The organism is Pseudoxanthomonas sp. PXM01 (genome assembly GCF_014851815.1).
Classification (GTDB): Bacteria; Pseudomonadota; Gammaproteobacteria; order Xanthomonadales; family Xanthomonadaceae; genus Pseudoxanthomonas_A.
Genome location: NZ_JACVAJ010000002.1, coordinates 1273837 through 1293830 on the forward strand (window position 1 = coordinate 1273837; position 19994 = coordinate 1293830).

At 68.3% G+C, this 19994-nt stretch carries 10 protein-coding genes; all 10 read right to left on the reverse strand.

Annotated elements, in window-relative coordinates; genetic code table 11:
- Nucleotides 1–4: 4 nt before the first annotated feature.
- The gene (locus IB230_RS15465; protein WP_192273678.1) at nucleotides 5–1414 is read right to left on the reverse strand and encodes a sugar porter family MFS transporter; all 1410 of its coding nucleotides are present in this window, start codon (nucleotides 1412–1414) and stop codon (nucleotides 5–7) included.
- A gap of 47 nt (nucleotides 1415–1461) precedes the next feature.
- Nucleotides 1462–2796, reverse strand: coding sequence for a xylose isomerase (xylA, locus tag IB230_RS15470; RefSeq protein ID WP_192273679.1), 1335 nt, complete (start codon nucleotides 2794–2796; stop codon nucleotides 1462–1464).
- Between the two features lie 43 nt (nucleotides 2797–2839).
- Entirely contained in the window at nucleotides 2840–4333 is a 1494-nt protein-coding gene (gene xylB / locus IB230_RS15475) for a xylulokinase (protein ID WP_192273680.1), read from the reverse strand.
- Nucleotides 4334–4349: 16 nt separating this feature from the next.
- Nucleotides 4350–6755 carry a glycoside hydrolase family 95 protein gene (locus IB230_RS15480; protein WP_343227333.1) on the reverse strand — a complete coding sequence of 802 codons (2406 nt, stop codon included), beginning with the start codon at nucleotides 6753–6755 and terminating at the stop codon, nucleotides 4350–4352.
- A gap of 64 nt (nucleotides 6756–6819) precedes the next feature.
- Nucleotides 6820–9666: a TIM-barrel domain-containing protein gene (locus tag IB230_RS15485; protein ID WP_225589534.1), complete on the reverse strand. Its 2847-nt coding sequence runs from the start codon at nucleotides 9664–9666 to the stop codon at nucleotides 6820–6822.
- A gap of 68 nt (nucleotides 9667–9734) precedes the next feature.
- Nucleotides 9735–11411, reverse strand: coding sequence for a DUF5597 domain-containing protein (locus IB230_RS15490; RefSeq protein WP_192273682.1), 1677 nt, complete (start codon nucleotides 11409–11411; stop codon nucleotides 9735–9737).
- Nucleotides 11412–11427: 16 nt separating this feature from the next.
- Nucleotides 11428–13263, reverse strand: coding sequence for a sialate O-acetylesterase (locus IB230_RS19765; protein ID WP_225589632.1), 1836 nt, complete (start codon nucleotides 13261–13263; stop codon nucleotides 11428–11430).
- Nucleotides 13264–13346: 83 nt separating this feature from the next.
- Nucleotides 13347–15545: a cellulase gene (locus IB230_RS19770; RefSeq protein ID WP_343227334.1), complete on the reverse strand. Its 2199-nt coding sequence runs from the start codon at nucleotides 15543–15545 to the stop codon at nucleotides 13347–13349.
- A gap of 100 nt (nucleotides 15546–15645) precedes the next feature.
- Nucleotides 15646–18603: a TonB-dependent receptor gene (locus tag IB230_RS15500; protein ID WP_225589535.1), complete on the reverse strand. Its 2958-nt coding sequence runs from the start codon at nucleotides 18601–18603 to the stop codon at nucleotides 15646–15648.
- A gap of 286 nt (nucleotides 18604–18889) precedes the next feature.
- Nucleotides 18890–19891, reverse strand: a complete 1002-nt coding sequence (locus IB230_RS15505) for a LysR substrate-binding domain-containing protein (protein ID WP_192273684.1) — start codon at nucleotides 19889–19891, stop codon at nucleotides 18890–18892.
- Between the last annotated feature and the right edge of the window lie 103 nt (nucleotides 19892–19994).

The window sequence follows — 19994 nt, forward strand, 5'->3', positions numbered from 1 at the left end:
GTCTTCATCCTTCCATCTGCTCCAGTTCCTTGCCCTTGGTCTCGTGCACGTACTTCAACACGAAGAAGACCGAGATGATCGCCGAAACCAGATAGATGCTGTAGGTCGCCGCCAGCCCGATGGCCGCCAGCAGGATCGGGAAGCTCACCGTAATGGCGAAATTGGACGTCCATTGCGCCGCACCGGCCACCGCCAGGGCCGAGCCGCGGATCTGGTTGGGGAACATCTCCCCCAGCATGACCCACATCACCGGACCCCACGAGATATTGAAGAACACCACGTAGAGGTTGGCCGCCACCAGCGCCAGCGTGCCCATGCCCTCCGGCAGCTGCAGGTGGCCGTCGACCAGCGAGCCGCTCGCGAACGCCACCACCACCAGCGCCAGCGACACCGCCATACCGGCCGAGCCGATCCACAGCAGCGGCTTGCGGCCGATGCGGTCGATCAGCAGCACGGTGACGATGCAGGCCCCGATGCTGAGCGCGCCGGACAGCACGTTGATCGCCAGCGCGTCGTTCTCGGAGAAACCGACCGCCTGCCACAGCACCGCACCGTAATAGAACACCACGTTGATGCCGACCAGCTGCTGGAACGTGGCCAGGCCGATGCCGACCCAGACGATGGGACGCAACCTGCCCGTCGTCCTGCTCTTCAGGTCCGACAGCCGCGGACGGTGATGGTCCTGCGACAGCGAGGCATCGATTTCCGCCAGCTTCGCCTGCGCTTCGGCGCCACCGAACAAGCGCGTGAGCACGCGCAGCGCTTCATCCTTGCGACGCTTCACCACCAGGTAGCGCGGGCTTTCGGGAATGACCAGCAGCAGCGCGAGGAAGACCAGCGACGGCACCGCCTGCATCCAGAACATCCAGCGCCACGCGGCATGCCCGCCCCACAATGCTTCGGTGGAGGCGCCGGCCTTGGCGGCCAGCAGGTAGTTGGACAGGAAGGCTGCGGTCAGGCCGCTGATGATGGCGATCTGCTGCACCGTCGCCAGCCGGCCGCGATAGCGTGCCGGCGCGACCTCGGCGATATAGGCCGGCGAAATCACGCTGGCCGCACCGACGGCGAAACCGCCGATCACGCGCGCCGCGATGAACACCACCGACGACGTCGCCGCGCCGGCGCCGATCGCCGACAGCAGGAACAGCACCGCCGAGATGATCAGCACATTGCGGCGGCCGAGGCTGTCGGCCAGCCGACCGGCGCTGAACGCACCGACCGCGCAACCCAGCAGCATCGACGCCACCTCGAAGCCGAGCCCCGCCTTGGTGGAACCGAACGCCTGCTGCAGGCCGTCGACCGTGCCGTTGATGACGCCGCTGTCGAAGCCGAACAGGAATCCGCCGATCGTCGCCACCACACTGATCAGCACGATCAGCCGGGTGTTCTCGCCCCCGGTCATTGCCTGGTTCATTGCCGTCCCCTTCCTCGATCCGATGATGTCGTTGCCGTCCGCCGCACTCAGCGCAGCAGGTACTGGTTGAGCAGGTTCTCGTAGCGCTCCTGCTTGCCGCTGGTCTGCTTCGGCTCGCCCAGCTGCGCCGCGAGCGAAGCCAGGCCAGCCAGGTCCAGCGTGCCGTTCTCGAAATCCTTGCCCTGGCCGCTGTCGAAGCTGGCGTAGCGATCGCGGCGCCATTGCTCCCAGGGCGAGTCGGTCAGCAGCGCGTGCGCGACTTCGAGGCCGCGCGCGAACGCATCCATGCCGCCGATGTGCGCGATGAACAGGTCTTCCAGGTCGGTCGACTCTCGGCGCACCTTGGCGTCGAAGTTCAGGCCGCCCTCCAGCCCGCCCTGGCGCAGCACCACCAGCATCGCGCCGACGGTGTCGTAGAGATCGGTCGGGAACTGGTCGGTATCCCAACCGTTCTGCGCGTTGCCGCGGTTGGCGTCGATGCTGCCGAGCAGGCCGTGGTCGGAGGCGACCTGCAGGTCGTGCTCGAAGGTGTGGCCGGACAGCGTGGCGTGGTTGGCTTCGATGTTGAGCTTGAAGTCCTTCTCCAGCCCGTGTTCCTTCAGGAAACCGGCGACGGTCGCGCTGTCGAAGTCGTACTGGTGCTTCATCGGCTCCATCGGCTTGGGCTCGATCAGGAAGTTGCCCTTCAGCCCGATGCTGCGGCCGTAATCGCGCGCCATCGTCAGGAAGCGCGCGAAATGCGCGAGCTCGCGCTTCATGTCCGTATTGACCAGCGACGCGTAGCCTTCGCGACCACCCCAGAACACGTAATGCTCGCCGCCGAGTTCGACGGTGGCGTCCAGTGCCGCCTTCACCTGCACCGCCGCGCGCGCGACGACGGCGAAGTCGGGATTGGTCGACGCACCGTTCATGTAGCGCGGGTGCGAGAACAGATTGGCCGTGCCCCACAGCAGCTTCATGCCGGTGGCGTCCTGGCGCGCCTTGGCCAGGGCAACCATGTGCTTGAGGTTCTTCTGGTACTGGCCGATGTCGTCGGCGTCCGGCGCCAGGTCGATGTCGTGGAAGCACCAGTACGGCACACCGAGCTTGGTGAAGAACTCGAAGGCCGCATCGACTTTCGCTTCCGCCGTGGCCATCGGCGATCCGGCCTCCCACGGGAAGTGGCGCGTACCGGGACCGAACGGATCGTGGCCGGCATTGCAGAACGTATGCCAGTAGCAGACCGCATAGCGCAAGTGCTCCTGCATGGTCTTGCCGCCGATCTTCTTCTGCGCGTCGTAGACCTTGAAGGCCAGCGGGTTGTCCGATCCGCGACCCTCGAACGGGATGCGGCCGATGCCGGGGAAGTATTCCTTGGCGCCGATGAAGGGCTGCGTGCTCATGGTGCGGTGATCCTGTGGTTGTGCGGAATATCGCGGGGGAACGTCAGCCGCGTTGCAGCGGGGTGACGGCGTCGAGGTACTGGAGGAAGCGGTGATAGGCCGCCGCATAGGCGGGGGCACGGGACGCGTCGGGGGTGGCGGACAGGGCGGGATCGACGGCCACGTGCGTGCGCGTGACCTCGGCGATGGACCTTTCGCTGCCCTGCGCCTTGTCCCACGCCCAGAGCGCTTGCAGCGCCGCACCGAAAGCCGCGCCTTCGGCTTGCACCGGCACATCGACCGGCAGGTCGAACACATCGGCGACCAACTGCCGCCATGCGGCGCTGTTGCTGCCGCCACCGGTCAGCACGATGCGCTCGAAGCGCATGCCGGCACGGACGAAGGCATCGAAGCCGTACTTCAGGCTGTAGGTCGCGCCTTCCATCGCGGCGCGGTAGAGATGCGCCGGCGAGAAGTTCGTCGTATCCAGTCCGGCCAATACGCCCTTGCCCAACGGCAGGTCGGGCGTGCGCTCGCCGTTGAGGAAGGGCAACATCACCAGCCCGTCCGCGCCGGGCGGCGTCGTGCGCAGGTGGACATCGCCGTCACGGGTGCTGAAACCGAAGGCCTTCGCGACCTGCTCGGTCGCCACCGTGCAGTTCATCGTGCAGATCAGTGGCAGCCAGCCACCGGTGGACGAACAGAACGCCGCCCACGCGCCGGCCGGATCGACCACCGGCGTGTCCGAGTACGCGAACAGCGTCCCGGAGGTACCCAGGCTCATCGCCAGGCGTCCCTCTTCCACGCAGCCGGTGCCGATGGCCGCCATCATGTTGTCGCCGCCACCGACGGCGACCTTCACCGTCGGCGGCAGGCCCAGGCGCGCAGCGGTCGCCGCGTCGATGTCGAACAGCGTCTCGGGCGCCGCGATCGGCGGCAGGCAGGCGGCGAGATCGCGTTCCGGATCCGTCGCGCGCAGCAGGTCGGCCGACCAGGTACGCGTGCGCACGTCGAGCCATCCGGTACCGGAGGCATCGCCGTATTCGCAGAACCGCTGCCCGGTCAGCACGAAGTTGAGGTAGTCGTGCGGCAGCAGGATGGTCGCCAGCCGCGCATAGGCGTCGGACCGGTGCGTCTTCGTCCACGGCAGCTTCGACGCGGTGTAACCGGCGAGAATCGGGTTGCCGGCCAGTTCGATGGTGCCCGCCGCGCCGCCGACCGCGTTCATGATCTGCCCGCACTCGGCGGTCGTGCTGGTGTCGCACCACAGCTTGGCGGGCGCCAGTACGTTGCCGTCAGCATCCACGGGCACGAAACCGTGCTGTTGTCCGGACACCGCCAGCGCCACGATGCGTGAGCGCACGTCAGGATCGATGCGGGCGAAGCAGCCGTGCATCGCCGCCACCCAATCGGCGGGCTGCTGCTCGCGACTGCCATCGTCACCGCTCGTCAGGTCGAGCGGCACGCTGGCGCTGGCGACGAGGGCGCGCGTGGCGGGATCGTAGACCACCACCTTCAGGCTCTGCGTGCCCGCGTCGATGCCGGCGACCAGACTCATCGGGATTCCTTCACTGTCATGCCTTCACCAATGCGCCCTGGCGCAGCTTCACCGTCGCCGAAGCGCCGGCGGCGAGTTCGAGATCGAGCGTGCTGTCCGCATGGACCAACTGGTAGCGCCCGCCCTTGTCCGAGTGCAGCGTCGCCTGCGCGAAGCGACCGCCTTTCCAGGACAGGTCCAGGTGCGCGGCGTTGCGCACGCGCACGCCTTGCAGCTCGCCGTCGCGCCACACGCCCGGCAGTGCGGGCAGCAGGAAGATCGAGCCACCCCAGCTCTGCACCAGCATCTCGACGATGCCGGCGGTGCCGCCGAAGTTGCCGTCGATCTGGAACGGCGGATGCGCATCGAACAGGTTCGGGTAGCTGCGCTGCGGCGACAGCAGCATGCGCAGGATCTTCAGGCTGCGCTCGCCATCCCACAGGCGCGCCCAGAAGTTCAGCCGCCATGCGATGCCCCAGCCGGTGGCGTCGTCGCCGCGGATTTCCAGGGTGCGGCGTGCAGCGCGCGCGAGCTCCGGCGTGTCGCGCAGGTTGATCTGCGCGCTGGGATGCAGGCCGTACAGGTGCGAGATGTGGCGGTGGTGGATCTCCGGCGCCTGCGTATCCCAGTCCTGCTGCCATTCCTGCAACTGGCCCGCCTTGCCGATGCGGTTCGGCGGCAACTGCTCGCGCAGCGCCGTGAGCTGCGTGGCGAAATCGGCATCCACGCCCAGTACGCGCGCGGCCTCGATGCACTGGCCGAACAGATCGCGCAGGATTTGCGCGTCCATCGTCGGACCGGCGCAGACGGTGGCACCGAAAGGATGCACGTTCTCCGGCGAGATCGACGGCACCGTGACCATCGCGCCGGTGGCGGGATCGCGTTGCAGCGTCGCCGCGAAGAATGAGGCCGCGCCACGCAGCCAGGGCCACAGGCGGCGCAGGTCGGCGGGATCGCGGCCGTAGTCCCAGCGATCCCACAGCTGCTGCAGCAACCACGCGCCGCCCATCGGCCACAGGCCCCACTGCGCGCCGTCGATCGGTCCGGTCTGGCGCCACAGGTCGGTGTTGTGGTGCGCCACCCAACCCGGCGCGTCGTACATCTCGCGCGCCATGCGCGCGCCGGTCTCGGCCAGGTCGCCGATCATGCGCGCCAGCGGCTCGACGCACTCGGCCAGCGCATTGGCCTCCGCCGGCCAGTAGTTCATCTCGGTGTTGACGTTGATGGTGTACTTGCTCTCCCACGGCGGATCCATCAGGTCGTTCCAGATGCCCTGAAGGTTGGCCGGCTGGGTACCCGGGCGCGAACTGCAGATCAGCAGGTAACGTCCATAGGCGTGGTACAGCGAGACCAGCGCGGGATCGTCGCCATGCGTGAACCCCGCGATGCGCTCGTCCGTCGGCAGTTCCGCGGCCGCGGTACGACCGAGGTCCAGCCGCACGCGATGGAACAGGCGGCGATGCTCGACGAGGTGGTCGGCCTGCAAGGCGGCGAACCCTTTCGCCCGTACGCTTTCCAACTGCCTTGCCGTGATCGCTTCCGGATCTCCGCCGACATCGTCGTAGCGGAGGTAGCTGGTCGCGGCGACCAGTCGCAACTCCAGCTCGCGCACGCCGTCGAACACGATCTGGTCCTGCTCGACGCGGACCCAGCCTCCCTGGTGGCGGACGTCCACACGGAATGCGAACCGCAGCCGTCCTTCGATGCCGAACTTGTCGACGTTGCGACCCGCGACCAGCCAACCGCCGTCGGCGATGCGGGTCGTCGTGGCATGTTCGTTGGCGGTCCGGATGCGACCGATCATGGCGTCGCCCCCCTCGACGGCGCAGCGCATCACCAGGCACTGGTCGACCGGCGACACGAATACCTCGCGCCGGTGCACGCCCGCACCGACGCGGAACGACGTGCGCGCGACGGCGGCGTCGAGGTCCAGCTCGCGTACGTAGTCGGACACCCCGTCCAGACGATCGAACTGCAGCCACAGGTTGCCCAGCGGCTGGAACGGCATCTGCTTCAGCGGCTCCGCCATCAGGGTGGCATTGGCCAGCGCCTCGGCGTCGGCGTAGCGGCCGGCGAACACGGCTTCGCGCACGCGCGGCAGGTTCTCCCGCGCGCGTGGATTGATCGCGAAGTACGGCCCGCCCGCGTACAGCGTGTCTTCGTTGAGCTGCAGGCGCTCGTGCGCCACGCCGCCGAAGACCATCGCACCCAGGCGGCCGTTGCCGACCGGCAACGCCTCCACCCAGACCCGCGCCGGCTGGCGATACCAGAGCCGCAGGTCCCGCGCGGACATCGCGCCCGCCGGCGCCGCGCCTGCGCCCGAGGGCAGGCCCGCGACCACCGCGGCGGCCGCCACGCCCTTGAACAGCGACCGGCGCGCAGGATCGCGCGGTGCGGCGGCATCGATGGCGTCCGGCGGCATGCCCGGGCGCGGGAACTGCATCATCCGGCCCTCCCGGACAGCTTTTGTCTACCGGTTACCATGGTGCCGCCCGACCACGCGCCTGTCATCGTGCAGTGCGGGGAAACCGCACGACCTGCGCCTTGCCGTCGTAGCGCACGGTGACGTCGCCCTGCGGCTCCAGCGTGCCGGCATCGGCGCGCGGACCGTCGATGAAGCGCACCCGCACCTCGCGCGAAGCCGCCATGCCCGGGTAGCGCCCCTCGCGTGCACCGATGCGCAGCTCGCCCGCCTTGTCGTTCCACGCCAGCGGGATGCGGCTGGACTCGCCGCGCTCGTAGCCGTAGCTGCGGCCGTTGTCCTCGTACAGCGAGAACGTGCCGTCGGCGCCGGTGTAGACCTCGATCGTCAGCGGCGCATCGGGCTTTTCGTCCACGTACTGCTGCACGACCGTGCGCGGCACGATGGCGCCGGCGCGGACGAACAGCGGCATGCGCTGCAGCGGTGCGGCGGCGTCGATGGTCTGGCCACCGGCGTAGCGCTTGCCGGTCTCGAAGTCGATCCAGCTCGTGCCGGCCGGCAGATAGACCTGACGCGTGGTCGCCTTGAACGATGTCACCGGCGCAACCAGGAACGCGGGCCCGAACAGGTACTGGTCGGCGATGTCGCGCACCTGCGGATCGGCGGGAAAATCCATCGCCAGCGTGCGCAGGATCGTGCCGTCCTTCTGCCAGGTATCGCCTGCCAGCGTGTAGATGTATGGCAGCAACGTGTAGCGCAACTTCAGGTAGTGCACGAAGCTGTCGTAGTGCGGCGTGCCTTCCGGCGCGATCTCCCAGATCTCGCGGTACGGGAACTGGCCGTGCAGGCGGAAGATCGGCACGAAGGCGCCGTGCTGGAACCAGCGCAGGCTCAGCTCGCGCCATTCGGCCAGGTGCGCGGGATCCTTGGTCTCGTAGCGACGCTCCGGCGAGAAGCCGCCGATGTCGAAGCTGACGTTGGGCGCGCCGGCCATCGAGGCATTGACCAGGCCGGAGATCTGCTCGCGCAGGTCGTCCCAGCGCGGCACGATGTCGCCGCTCCAGAACGCCGCACCGGCACGCTGCTGTCCGGCGAAGAACGCGCGCGACAGGATGAAGACGCGCTTGTCCGGATCCTGCTCGCGCGAGCCGCGGTAGACGCCTTCGGAGTGCACCAGCGGATACGAGTTGAAGAACTCCACCGACGGGCCCAGCGCGGTCGGCGTGGTGCGCGCCTTGCGCTCGCCGATGTCGATGTTGCTGTGCAGGTCGGGCTCGCTGGCATCCAGCCACCAGGCATCGAAGCCCTTGCGGTTGAGCTTGCCGTCGACCTGGCGCCAGAAGATGTCCTGCGCTTCCTTCGAGTACGGATCGTAGAAGGAGTTGAGGTAGCCCTTGCCGATCCAGTCCAGCTCGCCCACCTCGACGTTGCGGTGGTACATGTGGCCGGCGGCGTCGAGTTCCTTGTAGTTCGCGGTGGTCGGATAGAACTTCGGCCACACCGAGATCATGATCTGCGCGTGCTGGTCGTGGACGTGATCGACCATGCCGTCCGGATCCGGGAAGTTCTTCGCGTCGAAATCATGCGAGCCCCAGGCGTCCTCCGGCCAGTACGACCAGTCGAGCACGATGGCGTCGATCGGCAGCTTGCGCTTGCGGTACTCGTCCAGCGCGCCGGTCAGCTCGGCCTGCGTCTTGTAGCGCTCGCGGCTCTGCCAGAAACCGTACGACCACTTCGGCAGCAGCACGGCCTTGCCGGTCAGCGTGCGGTAGCCGGCCAGCACCTGGTCAGCGTCGTCGCCGGCGACCACGTAGTAGTCGATGGCGTGCGCGGCCTCGGACCAGATCGACAGGTCCCTCGCCTCATCGGCCGGCAGCGGATCGCGATGCAGCAGCGCGACGTAAGCCGGTTCAATGCGGTCCCACTCCAGCTTCACCGTGTGCCGCTGGCCGGCCTTCATGTCCAGCGCGAACTCGTGGTGCCACGGATTCCAGTTCTGGCGCCAGCGGTCGAGCACCAGCTTGCCGTCGATGTAGAGCTTGGCGTACTCGCTGTTGTACAGCGAGAACGTGTGGCGGCCGTCGCTGCGCGCGGCGATTTCGCCTTCCCAGACCACCTCGCTGCGGCCGCCGGTGGCCAGGTTCTTTCCCTTCTCCGGGAAGTTCGCCAGGTCCTTGATGTACTGGTAGTTCACTTCGCTCTCGCGACGCGCGACCACCTGCTTGCCGTTGACGCTGTAGCGCGCGGTCAGCGCGCCCGGCTTGCCCTGCGCGTCGAACAGGTCGAGCGACGCCCCCAGCGGCTGCAGGCCACGCGGATCGCCGTAACGGGTGATCGCGTTGCTGTCCCACAGGATGCCGTAGTGGCGCGTGGAGACCAGATAGGGAATCGCCTTGTCGATGTTGTGCTGGAGCAGTTCGACATCGCGGCCCTTCAGGTTCATCCAGCCCTGCTGGTGCAGGCCGGTGCCGTAGAAGGCCTCGTCGGCCGGCGATTCGAAGCGCTGGCGGATGCTGTAGTAATCCTTGCCCTCGACCTGCGTCGGGGTGAACGTGCGCGCATGCTCGGCGAGCAGCGGCTTGCCGGCGGCATCGAAGAAGCTGACCCGGCCCGTGCGCGCATCGACCGTCGCCGAGATGCCCTGGGTGGATACCGACACCTGCCCGCCCGCCTCGCCGACCTTCACGGCCGGCGGCGCGCCCGTCTTCGCCCGCATCAGGCTGGGCGTGCGCGCGAAGTCCCCATCGGGATCGGCCATCACGCGCAGGATCCCGGGGGCGACAGCCTCCACCTTCACATCGGCGGCCGTGGCGTCGGTCGGACGCACGATCACGCCGTGCGCGATCTTCTCGACCACGCCGTTGTCCGCCGCGTTGGCGCCCGCCGCGGCCAGGGCCAGCAGCGGCACCGTCAACGTCTTCAGATAACCCATCGCTTGCTCCTCGTTCGGGTGCGTGGGCACCCGGGTTCTGGGACCGGCGAGGCCGGTCCGCGGATCGATCAATACGTCGCCAGCTTCACCCGCAGCAGTTGCGGGACGCTGGAGAAATTGAGGCCGTAATCGGTCTGGTCGCCGTTCCAGCGGCGACGGAACACCCATTTGCCGTCGACGTAGGTGCCCTCGTCGACGTACTCGTAGATCTGTCGCGCGGCGACGGCCGGATCCGCCGCATCGATGTTGATGCGCGCATGCGCGCCGGCGACGAGGAATTCGTCCGCCCCGAGCTGCACCACCAGCGCGCGGCCGATGGGTTCGGGATTGCCCGGCGGTTCGCCCTGGAACCAGAACTGCGGCACGCCGTAGGTCACCACCATGTTCCAGCGGTCGTCGATCTTCACCGTCTGCACCGCCTGGCCGGGCTGCTCGGCAGTGCCGCGCACCTTGCCCTCGAAACTGGCCTGCGCGATGACGCGCGCCGCCGGCCGCACGATGGCGTAGTTCAGTGCGAACGACTCCAGCGCTTTCTCGTCCAGGTGCTTGGCGCCGAGCGGCCAGTTGGAATAGCGCGAGTAGTCGATCCCGAACGGCGACCATCCGATCGCCTGCTCGCCCAGCGCGGAGAAGAAATAGCGCGGGTACTCCTCGCGGTTGCCGGTCTCGGCGACGAACAGCGGGTTGTCGGGGCGCGAGTAACGGTCCAGCACCGTGGTGTAGTGCGTGTACTCCGGCATGTAGATGTCGGGCGCCAGCAGGTCGATGTGCGGCGCCGCGGCCTTGTAGACGTCGAGCACGTTGTCGGTCGGTCCGCCACTGGCGTACTGGCCGGGCTGGCCCGGGTTGAACGGTCCGCGCAATGCGGCGTTGACCAGCATCGGCAGCGGGTAGACGGCCTTGCCCGCTTCCGCGACCTGGTCGATGTAGTGCGCGATATGCCAGGCGTGGAAGAACTCGTCCGCGTCGGCGCCGAACACCGCATGCCAGGTGCCCGGCGACTTGCCCAGCTTCTTCAGCAGGGCCGAGGGCACCGGCCCGTCGAACACCTGCTGCGCCAGCGGCGAGAAGTCGCGCACGCTGCCGTAGGTGCCGGGCTCGTTCTGCGGCTGCACCATGATGACGGTGCGCTGCGGATCCGCCGCCTTGAGGTGCGTCATCAGCGCGACGAAGGCCTTTCGGTCGGCGTCCAGCGTGGCCTGCGCGTGCGGCGACAACGAGTTCAGCGTGCGGCCGTCGGCGGTGACGACGCGCGGGAAGCGCGCGTTGTCGAGCTTCACCCAGGCCGGCGCGTAGTTCGGGCCGTTGTTCTTCCAGGTCGCGAACCACAGCAGGATCAGCCGCACGTCCTTCTCGCGCGCCTGCTTCAGCAGCACGTCGACGAAGGAGAAGTCGAACGTGCCTTCCTTCGCCTCGACCTGTTCCCAGGCCACCGGCACCATCACCGTGTTCGGCTTGACCACGTCGATCGCCGGCCAGACGTCGTCCAGTGCCTGCGGCCAGTTGCTGGAGTTGTTGACCTGCGCGCCGAGGATCAGGAACGGCGCGCCATCGACCATCAGGGCGTGGCGGCCGTCCTTGCTGACGATCTGCGGGATCGGCGCCTCGCCGCCGTCGCGCGCGTCGGCCGCCCTGCCGGCTTCGCCCGTGCTGGCCGCATCGCCGCCGGGTTGGCAGGCGACCAGCAGCAGCGAGGCGGCCAGGAGGCCGGAGGACACGAACGAGCGGAACAGGCGAGGCATCATCAGGAAGACTCCAGGTTCACCAGTTGTCGCTGCGGAACGGCGAGGCCGGCAGCTGGTCGGTGTTGATCAGATCGGCATCGACCGGGTTGTCGGACCAGCCGTAGCGCACGGCTGCGGGTCGCGGCACCGCCGCACTGCGCACCACCACGCGTCCGTCCTGCAGCACCGCCTCCGCCGGGTGGAACACCTGGTCGGTGCCGGCCAGCGCGAAGCCATGCACCCGCGTGCCGCCGCCGCGCACGGCCAGCGTGCCGCCGGAGGTGCCGAACTCGACGTGCGCCGCGCTGCCCTCGAAGCGGGTGTACTGCGGCACCGGTCCGTGGAACGCGACCGTTTCGCCGTACGCCACGTGGCGCGCCGCCAGTGCGAGCCGCTTGCCGACGTCCTGCTTGTTGAGCGGATGGATGTCGGACGGATTGCCGATGTCGATCGTCACCACCTGGGCGGTACCGGGCATCCACAGCGTCATCGACTGCGCCTCGCGCAGCGTCGCCCATGGGCTTTCGTCGCCCTTGTCTGCGCCGGAGGAGAAGTTGGCCAGCTGGACCCACAGGAACGGCAGGCTCGGCGCATCCCACTGCGTGCGCCATTGCGTCCGCCACTGGTCGATCAGCGCGGGAAACTGCCGGCGGTAGCGCAGCGCCTCAGCGACCGTGTTCGCGTTCGACTCGCCCTGGTACCAGATCACGCCGCGCAGCGCATAGGGCTGCAACGGATGGATCATCGCGTTGTACAGCAGGGTCGGGTGCTGGTTCTTGTCGTCGATCAGGGCGACGGTGACGTTGCTCGGCCGGAACGACCAGTCCGCCAGCGCGCGCGGCGCGCCGCCCTGCGGCTGGACGAAGACCTCGGCGACCTCGCCATGGATGCCACCACCCCCGCCGGTGTCCGACACCCGCACGGCGACATGGTTGACGCCCTTGCGCAGCGCGGACGCCGGTACGACGTAGCGGCGCGGCTGGTTGTACTGCATGCGCGTCTCGCCGACCTGCGTGCCGTTGACCCAGGTGATGTCGGAGTCGTCGATGCGGCCGACGCCGAGGGTGACGCCGGCCGCGGCTTCGTCGGCCGTCAGCGTGAACGTGGTGCGATACCAGGCCACGCCGTCCATGCCCGTCCAGCCGGTGGCCTCCCACAGCGACGGCACCCGGATCGGCGTCCACGCGGACAGCTTCAGTTTCGGCGCCTGCCAGCCGGCGTCATCGACGGGCAGCGCGGGCCAGCGCGCGAGGTTCTGTCGCGTCTGCGCCAGCGCGCGCTCGTCGTCGGCGCGAAGCTTTTCCGCCTGCGTCGCCAGCGCCTGTTCGTCCAGCCGCTGCGATGACGCATCCATCCACGCCTCGATGCGGCTGCCGCCCCAGGTACTGTCGATGATGCCGATCGGCACGCCGGTCACCTTGCGCAGTTCGCGCGCGAAGAAGTGCGCGACCGCGGAGAACCTGGCGGCGGCCTGCGGCGACGAGGCCACCCACTCGCCGCCGGCGAGGTCGGCCTGCGGTTCGCCCGCCCAGGACTTGGGAATCTTGAAATGGCGGATCTGCGGATCGGTCGCGCGCGCGGCCTCCGTCTCGGGATCCGCCGACTGCGCGATCGGCCATTCCATGTTCGACTGGCCACTGGCCAGCCACACGTCACCGACCAGCACGTCGCGCAGCACGCGCGGCTGCGTGCCGTCGTCGATGCGCATCACGTACGGACCACCGGCGGTCTGCGCCGGCAGTTCCAGCGACCAGCGCCCCTCTTCGTCGGCCTGGACGATGATCGCTTCGCCCTCGGCGAAGCTCGCGGCGATGCGCGCGCCGGGCGCGGCGCGGCCCCAGACCTGTACGGGCTGGTCGCGCTGCACGACCATGCCGTCGGAAAACAGACGCGGTAGTTCGACCGCCTGCGCGGCGGGGACGGCGAGTAGAGCGAGTAGGACGGTGGTGAATCTATTCACTGCGGATCTCCATGCCAGATGCCGCGTCCTTCGGTACCGAAGTAGACGCGGCCGTGCAGGCGGGGATCGCCTGTCACATGGCGGATGATGCCGCCAAACCGCAGCGCATCGGTGTCGATCCGGTGCCAGCGGCGTCCCGCGTCGTCGGACCGGTAGAGGCCGCGCTGGCCCCGCACTTCGCCGAACACGAACAGCACCGGCACATCGCCGTCCTTCGCCGGCCTGCCCAGGCCCACCGACATGACGTTGTCCACGCCAGGCACGCGCTGCAGCTTGCCGGGTGCCAGATGTAGCAGCCCACGCCACGAGGCGGCGATCCAGGCTTCGCCCGATCTGTCCGGATGCGGCCGGATCTCGGCGCGGTACCAGTCGCCGATCTCGCCGACCGGGGCGCGCACTTCCTCGAAGGCGACCCCGCCGTTGCCGCTGACGTAAAGCCGGCCGCTGATGGCATCGAAGCCGTAGTAGATCCCCTCGTCGACGCGGTCGGCCTCGACCACCGCCGTCTTCGGCAAGCCTTTCACCTGCTGCCAGCGCCCGCCCATGTCGGCGGTGATCCAGTGGTGCTCGCCGTTGCGCGGGCGCCAGATCGCGCGCTTGCCGTCGGCCGCGAGCGTGATGTGGCCGGCGCCCTCGCCGTCGGGCGGTTCGCTTGCGAACGCGGTCCAGGTACGGCCGCCGTCGTTGGACCAGGCGCCTCGCACCGCGCCCTCCGGCCGGTTGTGGAAGTAGCCCGTGCGCACCATCACCTGCGGCACACGCCCGGCGAACGCCAGGCTTTCGGTGTTGGAGAAGCGGACACCGGCGAAGCGCTGCTGCGAGACGTCCAGCGTGTCGTGCACGAAGCCGTCGACATCGCCCAGCCCGCTGACCAGGTGCGCGCCTTGCGGCGGGCTGACCAGCGCCAGCGGCACCGTCTCCTCGAAGCCGGCCTGTTCGAAGCGCCATTGCATCGTCGCGCCGCCATCGAACGCGCGCGCATTGGTCGAGGCCCAGACGCCGTAGCCGGTGACGAACAGCAGGCGGTCCGGGTCGAACGGATCGATCTCGATGTCCGCCATCCAGTGCGGCTTGGCGTCCGCCGTCCACGGCGCGGACGCATGGTCGAAGCTCGAACGCGGGAACAGTGCCGCCCACGTGCGCCCGCCATCGAGGCTGCGATAGAGGTCGTCGTGCGGCTGGTAGCGACGGAACGTGCTGGCGATGAGCACGTCCGGGTTGTCGGCCTGCACCGCGACCGCCCCCCAGCCGAAGCCGGCGTCGGTCTTCGCGCGCCGCACCGGCGTGATGTCCTCCCAGCGGTCACCGGCGGGATCGAAGCGCCATACCGCGCCATCGGCCATGTTGTTCGGGCCCGGCTCGTCGCCATAGCTCAGCAGCCAGCGTCCGCGCGCATCACGCACCATGTGGCTGGGGCGCAGGCCGACCGGTTGGCCCGGCACCGCCTCCCAGTTCGCGCCACCATCGTGGGAGCGGAACAGGCTGGTCTCCTTCGTGGACACCCCGGCATACAGCGTCTTCGACGGCGTGCCGCGTGCACCACTGGCGGGATCGAACACCACGAACGCGATGCCGACCGGACGCAGGTCGCGCCAGCCGGCGGCCCACGCCGAGCGCGCTTTCGCCACGGCAGGGAAGCCCTTCACCTCGCGCCACTGCGCACCGGCGTCGTCGCTGCGCCACAGGCCGTCGGCGCGCGTGCCGAACATCACCACGCGGCCATCGTTGGGATCGACGGCAAGACGCTCACCGTTGCCGCGTCCCTGTTCGTTGCCGCCGAACTTGAACGGCAAGGCGGTCCGCTGGAACGTCGCACCGCGGTCGCCGGAGCGCAGGATCGCGCCATCCGCCCCGCGCTCATGCAGGTAGGTACCGACGGCAAGGTAGAGACGATCGGGATCGGACGGATCCAGCGCCAGGCTCTCCACGCCGAAACGTCCGCTGTCCTCGTGCCCCATCCAGTCCATCAGCGGCTGCCAGCGATGCTCGCCCGGCAGCCAGCGGTAGGCGCCGCCGATGTCGGTGCGCGCGTACAGCAGGCCTTTCTCGTGCGGATGGAACACCAGGCCGCTGACGAAACCGCCACCGCCGACGGCGACGCTGCGCCAGCGATAGCCGGTAACGTCATCCTTCGCCGCCGCGCCGGGCACCAGCAGGAAAACGGAAAGCGCGAGGATCAGGCGAAGCGTGAGCACGATGTCTCCTGTCGGAGGAACAGCCGGTGCGCCGGCAGGATGCGCACCCCCTTGCGACGGAACGGCCGGAGAAACACCGGCCGTTCCGCTCGATGCAGCGTCAGAACGTGAAGCGGAGCGTCGCGGCGTAGCGGCGGTCGTTGACGTACCACGACGTGGTGCGCTTGCCCGCGCCGTTCTGGTCCATCAGCGTGCGCTGCTCGGCGTTGTTGAGGTTGTTCATCTCGAGGCCGAGCTGCACGTTGTCGGAGAAGCGGTAGAAGATCGACCCGTCCAGCTGGCCGAAGCTGTCGCTGTAGACCGGCAGCTTCCACGGGATGCCGCCATCGCCGCCGTTGTAGCCGTTCGGACCGATCGACAGCAGGTACTCGCTGCGCCAGTTGTAGGCCAGGCGGATCTGCCACGGCCCCTTCTCGTAGAACGCCGCCACGTTGTAGGAGTTCTTCGACAGGCCGTCGGCCGGCAGGTCGTCGAACAGCGAACCGTCCGTATCGACCGGCACCGCGTTCGAGGCCGCGGGGATCTTCGTGGTGCTGTCGATGTAGGTGTAGTTGGCCGACATGCCGAAGCCATCGAACGGCGCCGGCAGGAAATCGAAGAACTGGTTCCAGCCGATCTCGGCGCCCTGGATCTTCGCCTTGCCGATGTTGACCAGCCGCGACACGCGGTAGTCGTACTCGTTGCCGTCGACACCCGGATAGGCGAGCAGTTCGGTCTGCTGGCGGAAGTAGTCCTTGATGTCCTTGTAGAAGAAGTTCACCCAGGCCATGCCGCCGCTGTCGGGGGCGAAGTACCACTCCAGCGACAGGTCGAACTGGTTGGCCTTCATCGGCGTCAGGTACGGGTTGTCGGTGGAGTTGCCGGTGAGCTCCAGGTCTTCCGGACCCAGCTCGTCGCCCGGTTGCGGATTGACGCCGTCGCGCACGGCCACGCTCAGCACCTGATAGGCCTGCATGTCGCTGAAGGCCGGACGGGCGACCGCCTTGGACGCGGCGAAGCGCACGATCCAGTTCTCCGCCGGCTCCCACTTCACGTTGGCGCTGGGCAGCACGTCGGTGTACGAGTTCTCCGCCGAAATCGGCTCGGACTGGCCCGTACCCAGGTAGGGCGCGAACGCGTTGTTCGGATAGACCAGGTAGCCTTCGGCGCTGTTCTCGGTGCGCACCACGCGGACGCCGACGTTGCCGTCGATGCGCACGTCGTCCATCGCGAAGTTCAGCATCGCGTAGGCGGCGTAGGTCTTTTCGTTCTGCACGTTGCCCCACTGCGGATCGGCGAGGTTGCGCGGGGTGATCTGGCCGTATGGTGCGCCGGGCAGGTAGTACGGGATGGCCGCACCGTGGATGTCGAGGTAGCTGTTCGGGAAGCCGAGCGCGGTCGCCAGCACGGGCGAGTAGAACGAGCCGGGCGTGGACGCGCCACCGCGGTAGAAGTTGTCGAACGTGACCAGGTTGGTGAGGCTGGAATTGACGGTGCCGTTGAGGTCCAGGCCCGGCAGCGGCACGCCGCCCGGGACGGCCCACCACTGCATCCATGGCTGGAACACGGGCTGCCAGTCGTAACCGGTGTCGATGCTGTGCGCATCGCGGTCGGTCACGCGGACACCGACCTTGAAGGATTCGAAGAAGGTGCTGTCGAAGCTGTGCTTCAGGTCCGCACGCCACGCGACCTCATCGGCGGTGTTGTCGTCCTGGTGGTCCATGGTGAACCCCCAGTAGTAGTTCGCGGGGTTCGCGGTGAACTGGTTGTCGACGCCGATGCGCGGCACGCCGTGACCCAGGTCGATATCGATGTAGGGCACGTTCAGGCCCAGCGACACGGTGGAATCCAGCGCCTCGGTGTTCGCCTTGATGTACTGCAGATCGGTCGAGAACTCGGTGCGGTCGCTGAACAGCCACTTCAGACCGAACGAGTAATCGGTGGTGTCGGACTTGCGGTGCGAGGCGCGGATGTCCGTGCCCATGGGAATGTCGCCGTTCGAACGCAGGCGGCCGGAAACGAAGACGTTGCCGTCCAGTTCGTAAGGCTGGCTGGCGTCGACGCGCACCTGCAGCGGATCGTTGGACACGAAGATCGCGTCTTCGTACCAGAGTTCGTCGTAGCGGCTCTGGAACGCGGTGGCGAACAGCTCCAGGTTGTCGTTCGGCCGCCACTGCAGCGCGACGTACGCGCCCTGCCGCTCGCGTTCGTACTCGAGGGTGCGCCAGTCGGCGCCACGCGGCAGCCACAGGTTCTCGTTGGTGCCGTCGTTGTTGAGGTCGGAATTGGCCGTATTGAAGAACGGCCGCACGAACATGCCGTCGGTACGCGTGGCCAGTTCGGAGTGGGCCAGGTTGACCAGGATGCCGAACTCGCCCGCGTCGGTGTCCCAGCGGTTGCTGAAGAGCACCGAGCCCGCGGGCTTCACCTTCTCGGCGAAGTCGCCACGGTTGGCGCTGAACGACATGCCGAACCGGCTGCCCTCGATGTCGAACGGCATGAAGGTGCGCAGGTCGACGCTGCCGCCCAGGCCGCCTTCGATCATGTCGGCCTTCTGGTTCTTGTAGACATCCACGCCGGCCATCAGCTCGGCGGGCACGTCCTGGAAGCTGAGCGCACGACCGCCCGAGGCGGAGAAGCTGTCGCGGCCGTTGAGCTCCGATCGCACCTGGGTCAGGCCGCGCACCTGCACGCCACCGCCCTCGGCCGAGAAGTGCTCCGGATCGCCGACGGTCAGGAAGCGATCGATGGTGACGCCGGGGATGCGCGACAGCGTTTCCGTCACGCTGCGGTCCGGCAGCGCACCGATGTCCAGCGCGGTCACCGAGTCGACGAAGGTGTCGGCGTCGCGCTTGATGTCCTGCGCCTTGTACACGGAGCCGCGGATGCCGGTGACGACGACCGCGTCGAGTTCGGTGGCTTTTTCGCCTTCCTGCTTCGGCGCGGCGGCGTCCTGGGCATAGGCGGGTGCCGCCAGCATCAGGGCGATGCCGAGCGCCAGCACGGTGGGTTGCAGCTTGCGGCCGTCGGAACGGCCTGCACGAACGGCCGCCGCAGGGCGACGCTGGAGCGTTGACATGGATGTTCCCTCCCAGGACACATGACAAGCGATTGAGTTGTGGTCCCGGCCCGCGGATGTCTGCGCATCGCGTGACCGGATGAAGCGCCCGGCGATGGCGGCCCCCGGCCGTCGTCGTCGGTGATGCGGTCGCCTCCGTGGCGGGTGTCGCGCCGGCTCCGGGCGATCAACCGGTGGCCGTGGGACCACCGTGGTGAGACTGCGGCGGGAGCATAGGCGGCGCTGACATGCCGGACCAATGAAATATTGATCGCCAGCTATATCGAACACGCATACATGCCACGCGTCAGTCGCCCGCCCCTTCGCCCACCAGCGGCGCATCGCCGGCCCGGGAGGGATCGGGCTCGGCGTACAGCCGGCGTGCGGTGGCCCGCAACGCCTCCAGCACGCGCTCGGCCCCCGGCGACAGCAACTGGTCGCGGCGGCGCACGATGCCGAAGAACTCCATGCGCACGCCCAGCTCGATCGGCAGCACGCACATCTGCCCGGTCTGCAGGTAGGGACCGACCGACTCCGCCGGCAGCGCGGTCAGCAGGTCGCTGTGCCGCAACAGGTGGATGATCACCGGCAGCGACGCGGTTTCCACGATGTTCTGCGGCGGCGGCTGGCCGTGCTCCAGGAATACGGCGTCCAGCCGCGAGCGCAGCACGCTGGCGGACGGCGGCATGATCCAGCCGTAGTCGGCCAGGTCGGCATGGGTGATGCGCGGGCGCCGCGTCAGCGGGTGGCCGGCGCGCACGATCACGGCGTGGGGCTCGTCGGCCAGCGGCTCGAAATCCAGTTCGCCCGCGCCTTCCGGGCCCATGATGCGGCCGACCACGATGTCGAGCTGGCCATCCAGCAGCTTGGCCACCAGCGGCCGGCTGTAGTCCATTTCGACCTTGATCAGGATGTCCGGGAAATCGCGCTTCACCGCCGCGATCGCCTGCGGTACGAGCGTTGTGCCCGGGTTCACCACCGTGCCGATGGCGGCCTGCCCCATCCGGCCGCTGCGCAGCGCGGCGATCTCGTCGTGGGCGCGGCCGATCTCGGACAGCGCCGAGCGTGCGCGCCGGATCAGCACCTGCCCGTACCACGTGGGCTCCACGCCACGCGCGTGGCGCTCGAACAGCGGCACGCCGAGCAGGCTTTCCATTTCCGCCAGCAGCTTGGAGGCGGCCGGCTGGGTCATGTTGGCGGCCTCGGCGGCGCGCAGCACCGAGCGCTGTTCGTACAGGTGCAACAGCAGCGACAGATGGCGGGTCTTCAGGCGGGTGGCGCCGAACCAGCCGGTGGTGGGATGGACCATGGAAGCCTCCGCGCGAATGACGTATTCGCCTGCGGAATAGCCTATGACAAAAATTTCATTTGTCGTACATAGATGCCCACGCGAGGCTATGCCACGCTTCGAA

Bases quoted from the DNA above. Each gene is read 5' to 3' on its own strand.
- IB230_RS15465 (WP_192273678.1), bottom strand. From the start codon at position 1,414: ATGAACCAGGCAATGACCGGGGGCGAGAACACCCGGCTGATCGTGCTG.
- xylA (WP_192273679.1), bottom strand. From the start codon at position 2,796: ATGAGCACGCAGCCCTTCATCGGCGCCAAGGAATACTTCCCCGGCATC.
- xylB (WP_192273680.1), bottom strand. From the start codon at position 4,333: ATGAGTCTGGTCGCCGGCATCGACGCGGGCACGCAGAGCCTGAAGGTG.
- IB230_RS15480 (WP_343227333.1), bottom strand. From the start codon at position 6,755: ATGCAGTTCCCGCGCCCGGGCATGCCGCCGGACGCCATCGATGCCGCC.
- IB230_RS15485 (WP_225589534.1), bottom strand. From the start codon at position 9,666: ATGGGTTATCTGAAGACGTTGACGGTGCCGCTGCTGGCCCTGGCCGCG.
- IB230_RS15490 (WP_192273682.1), bottom strand. From the start codon at position 11,411: ATGATGCCTCGCCTGTTCCGCTCGTTCGTGTCCTCCGGCCTCCTGGCC.
- IB230_RS19765 (WP_225589632.1), bottom strand. From the start codon at position 13,263: ATGGTCGTGCAGCGCGACCAGCCCGTACAGGTCTGGGGCCGCGCCGCG.
- IB230_RS15500 (WP_225589535.1), bottom strand. From the start codon at position 18,603: ATGTCAACGCTCCAGCGTCGCCCTGCGGCGGCCGTTCGTGCAGGCCGT.
- IB230_RS15505 (WP_192273684.1), bottom strand. From the start codon at position 19,891: ATGGTCCATCCCACCACCGGCTGGTTCGGCGCCACCCGCCTGAAGACC.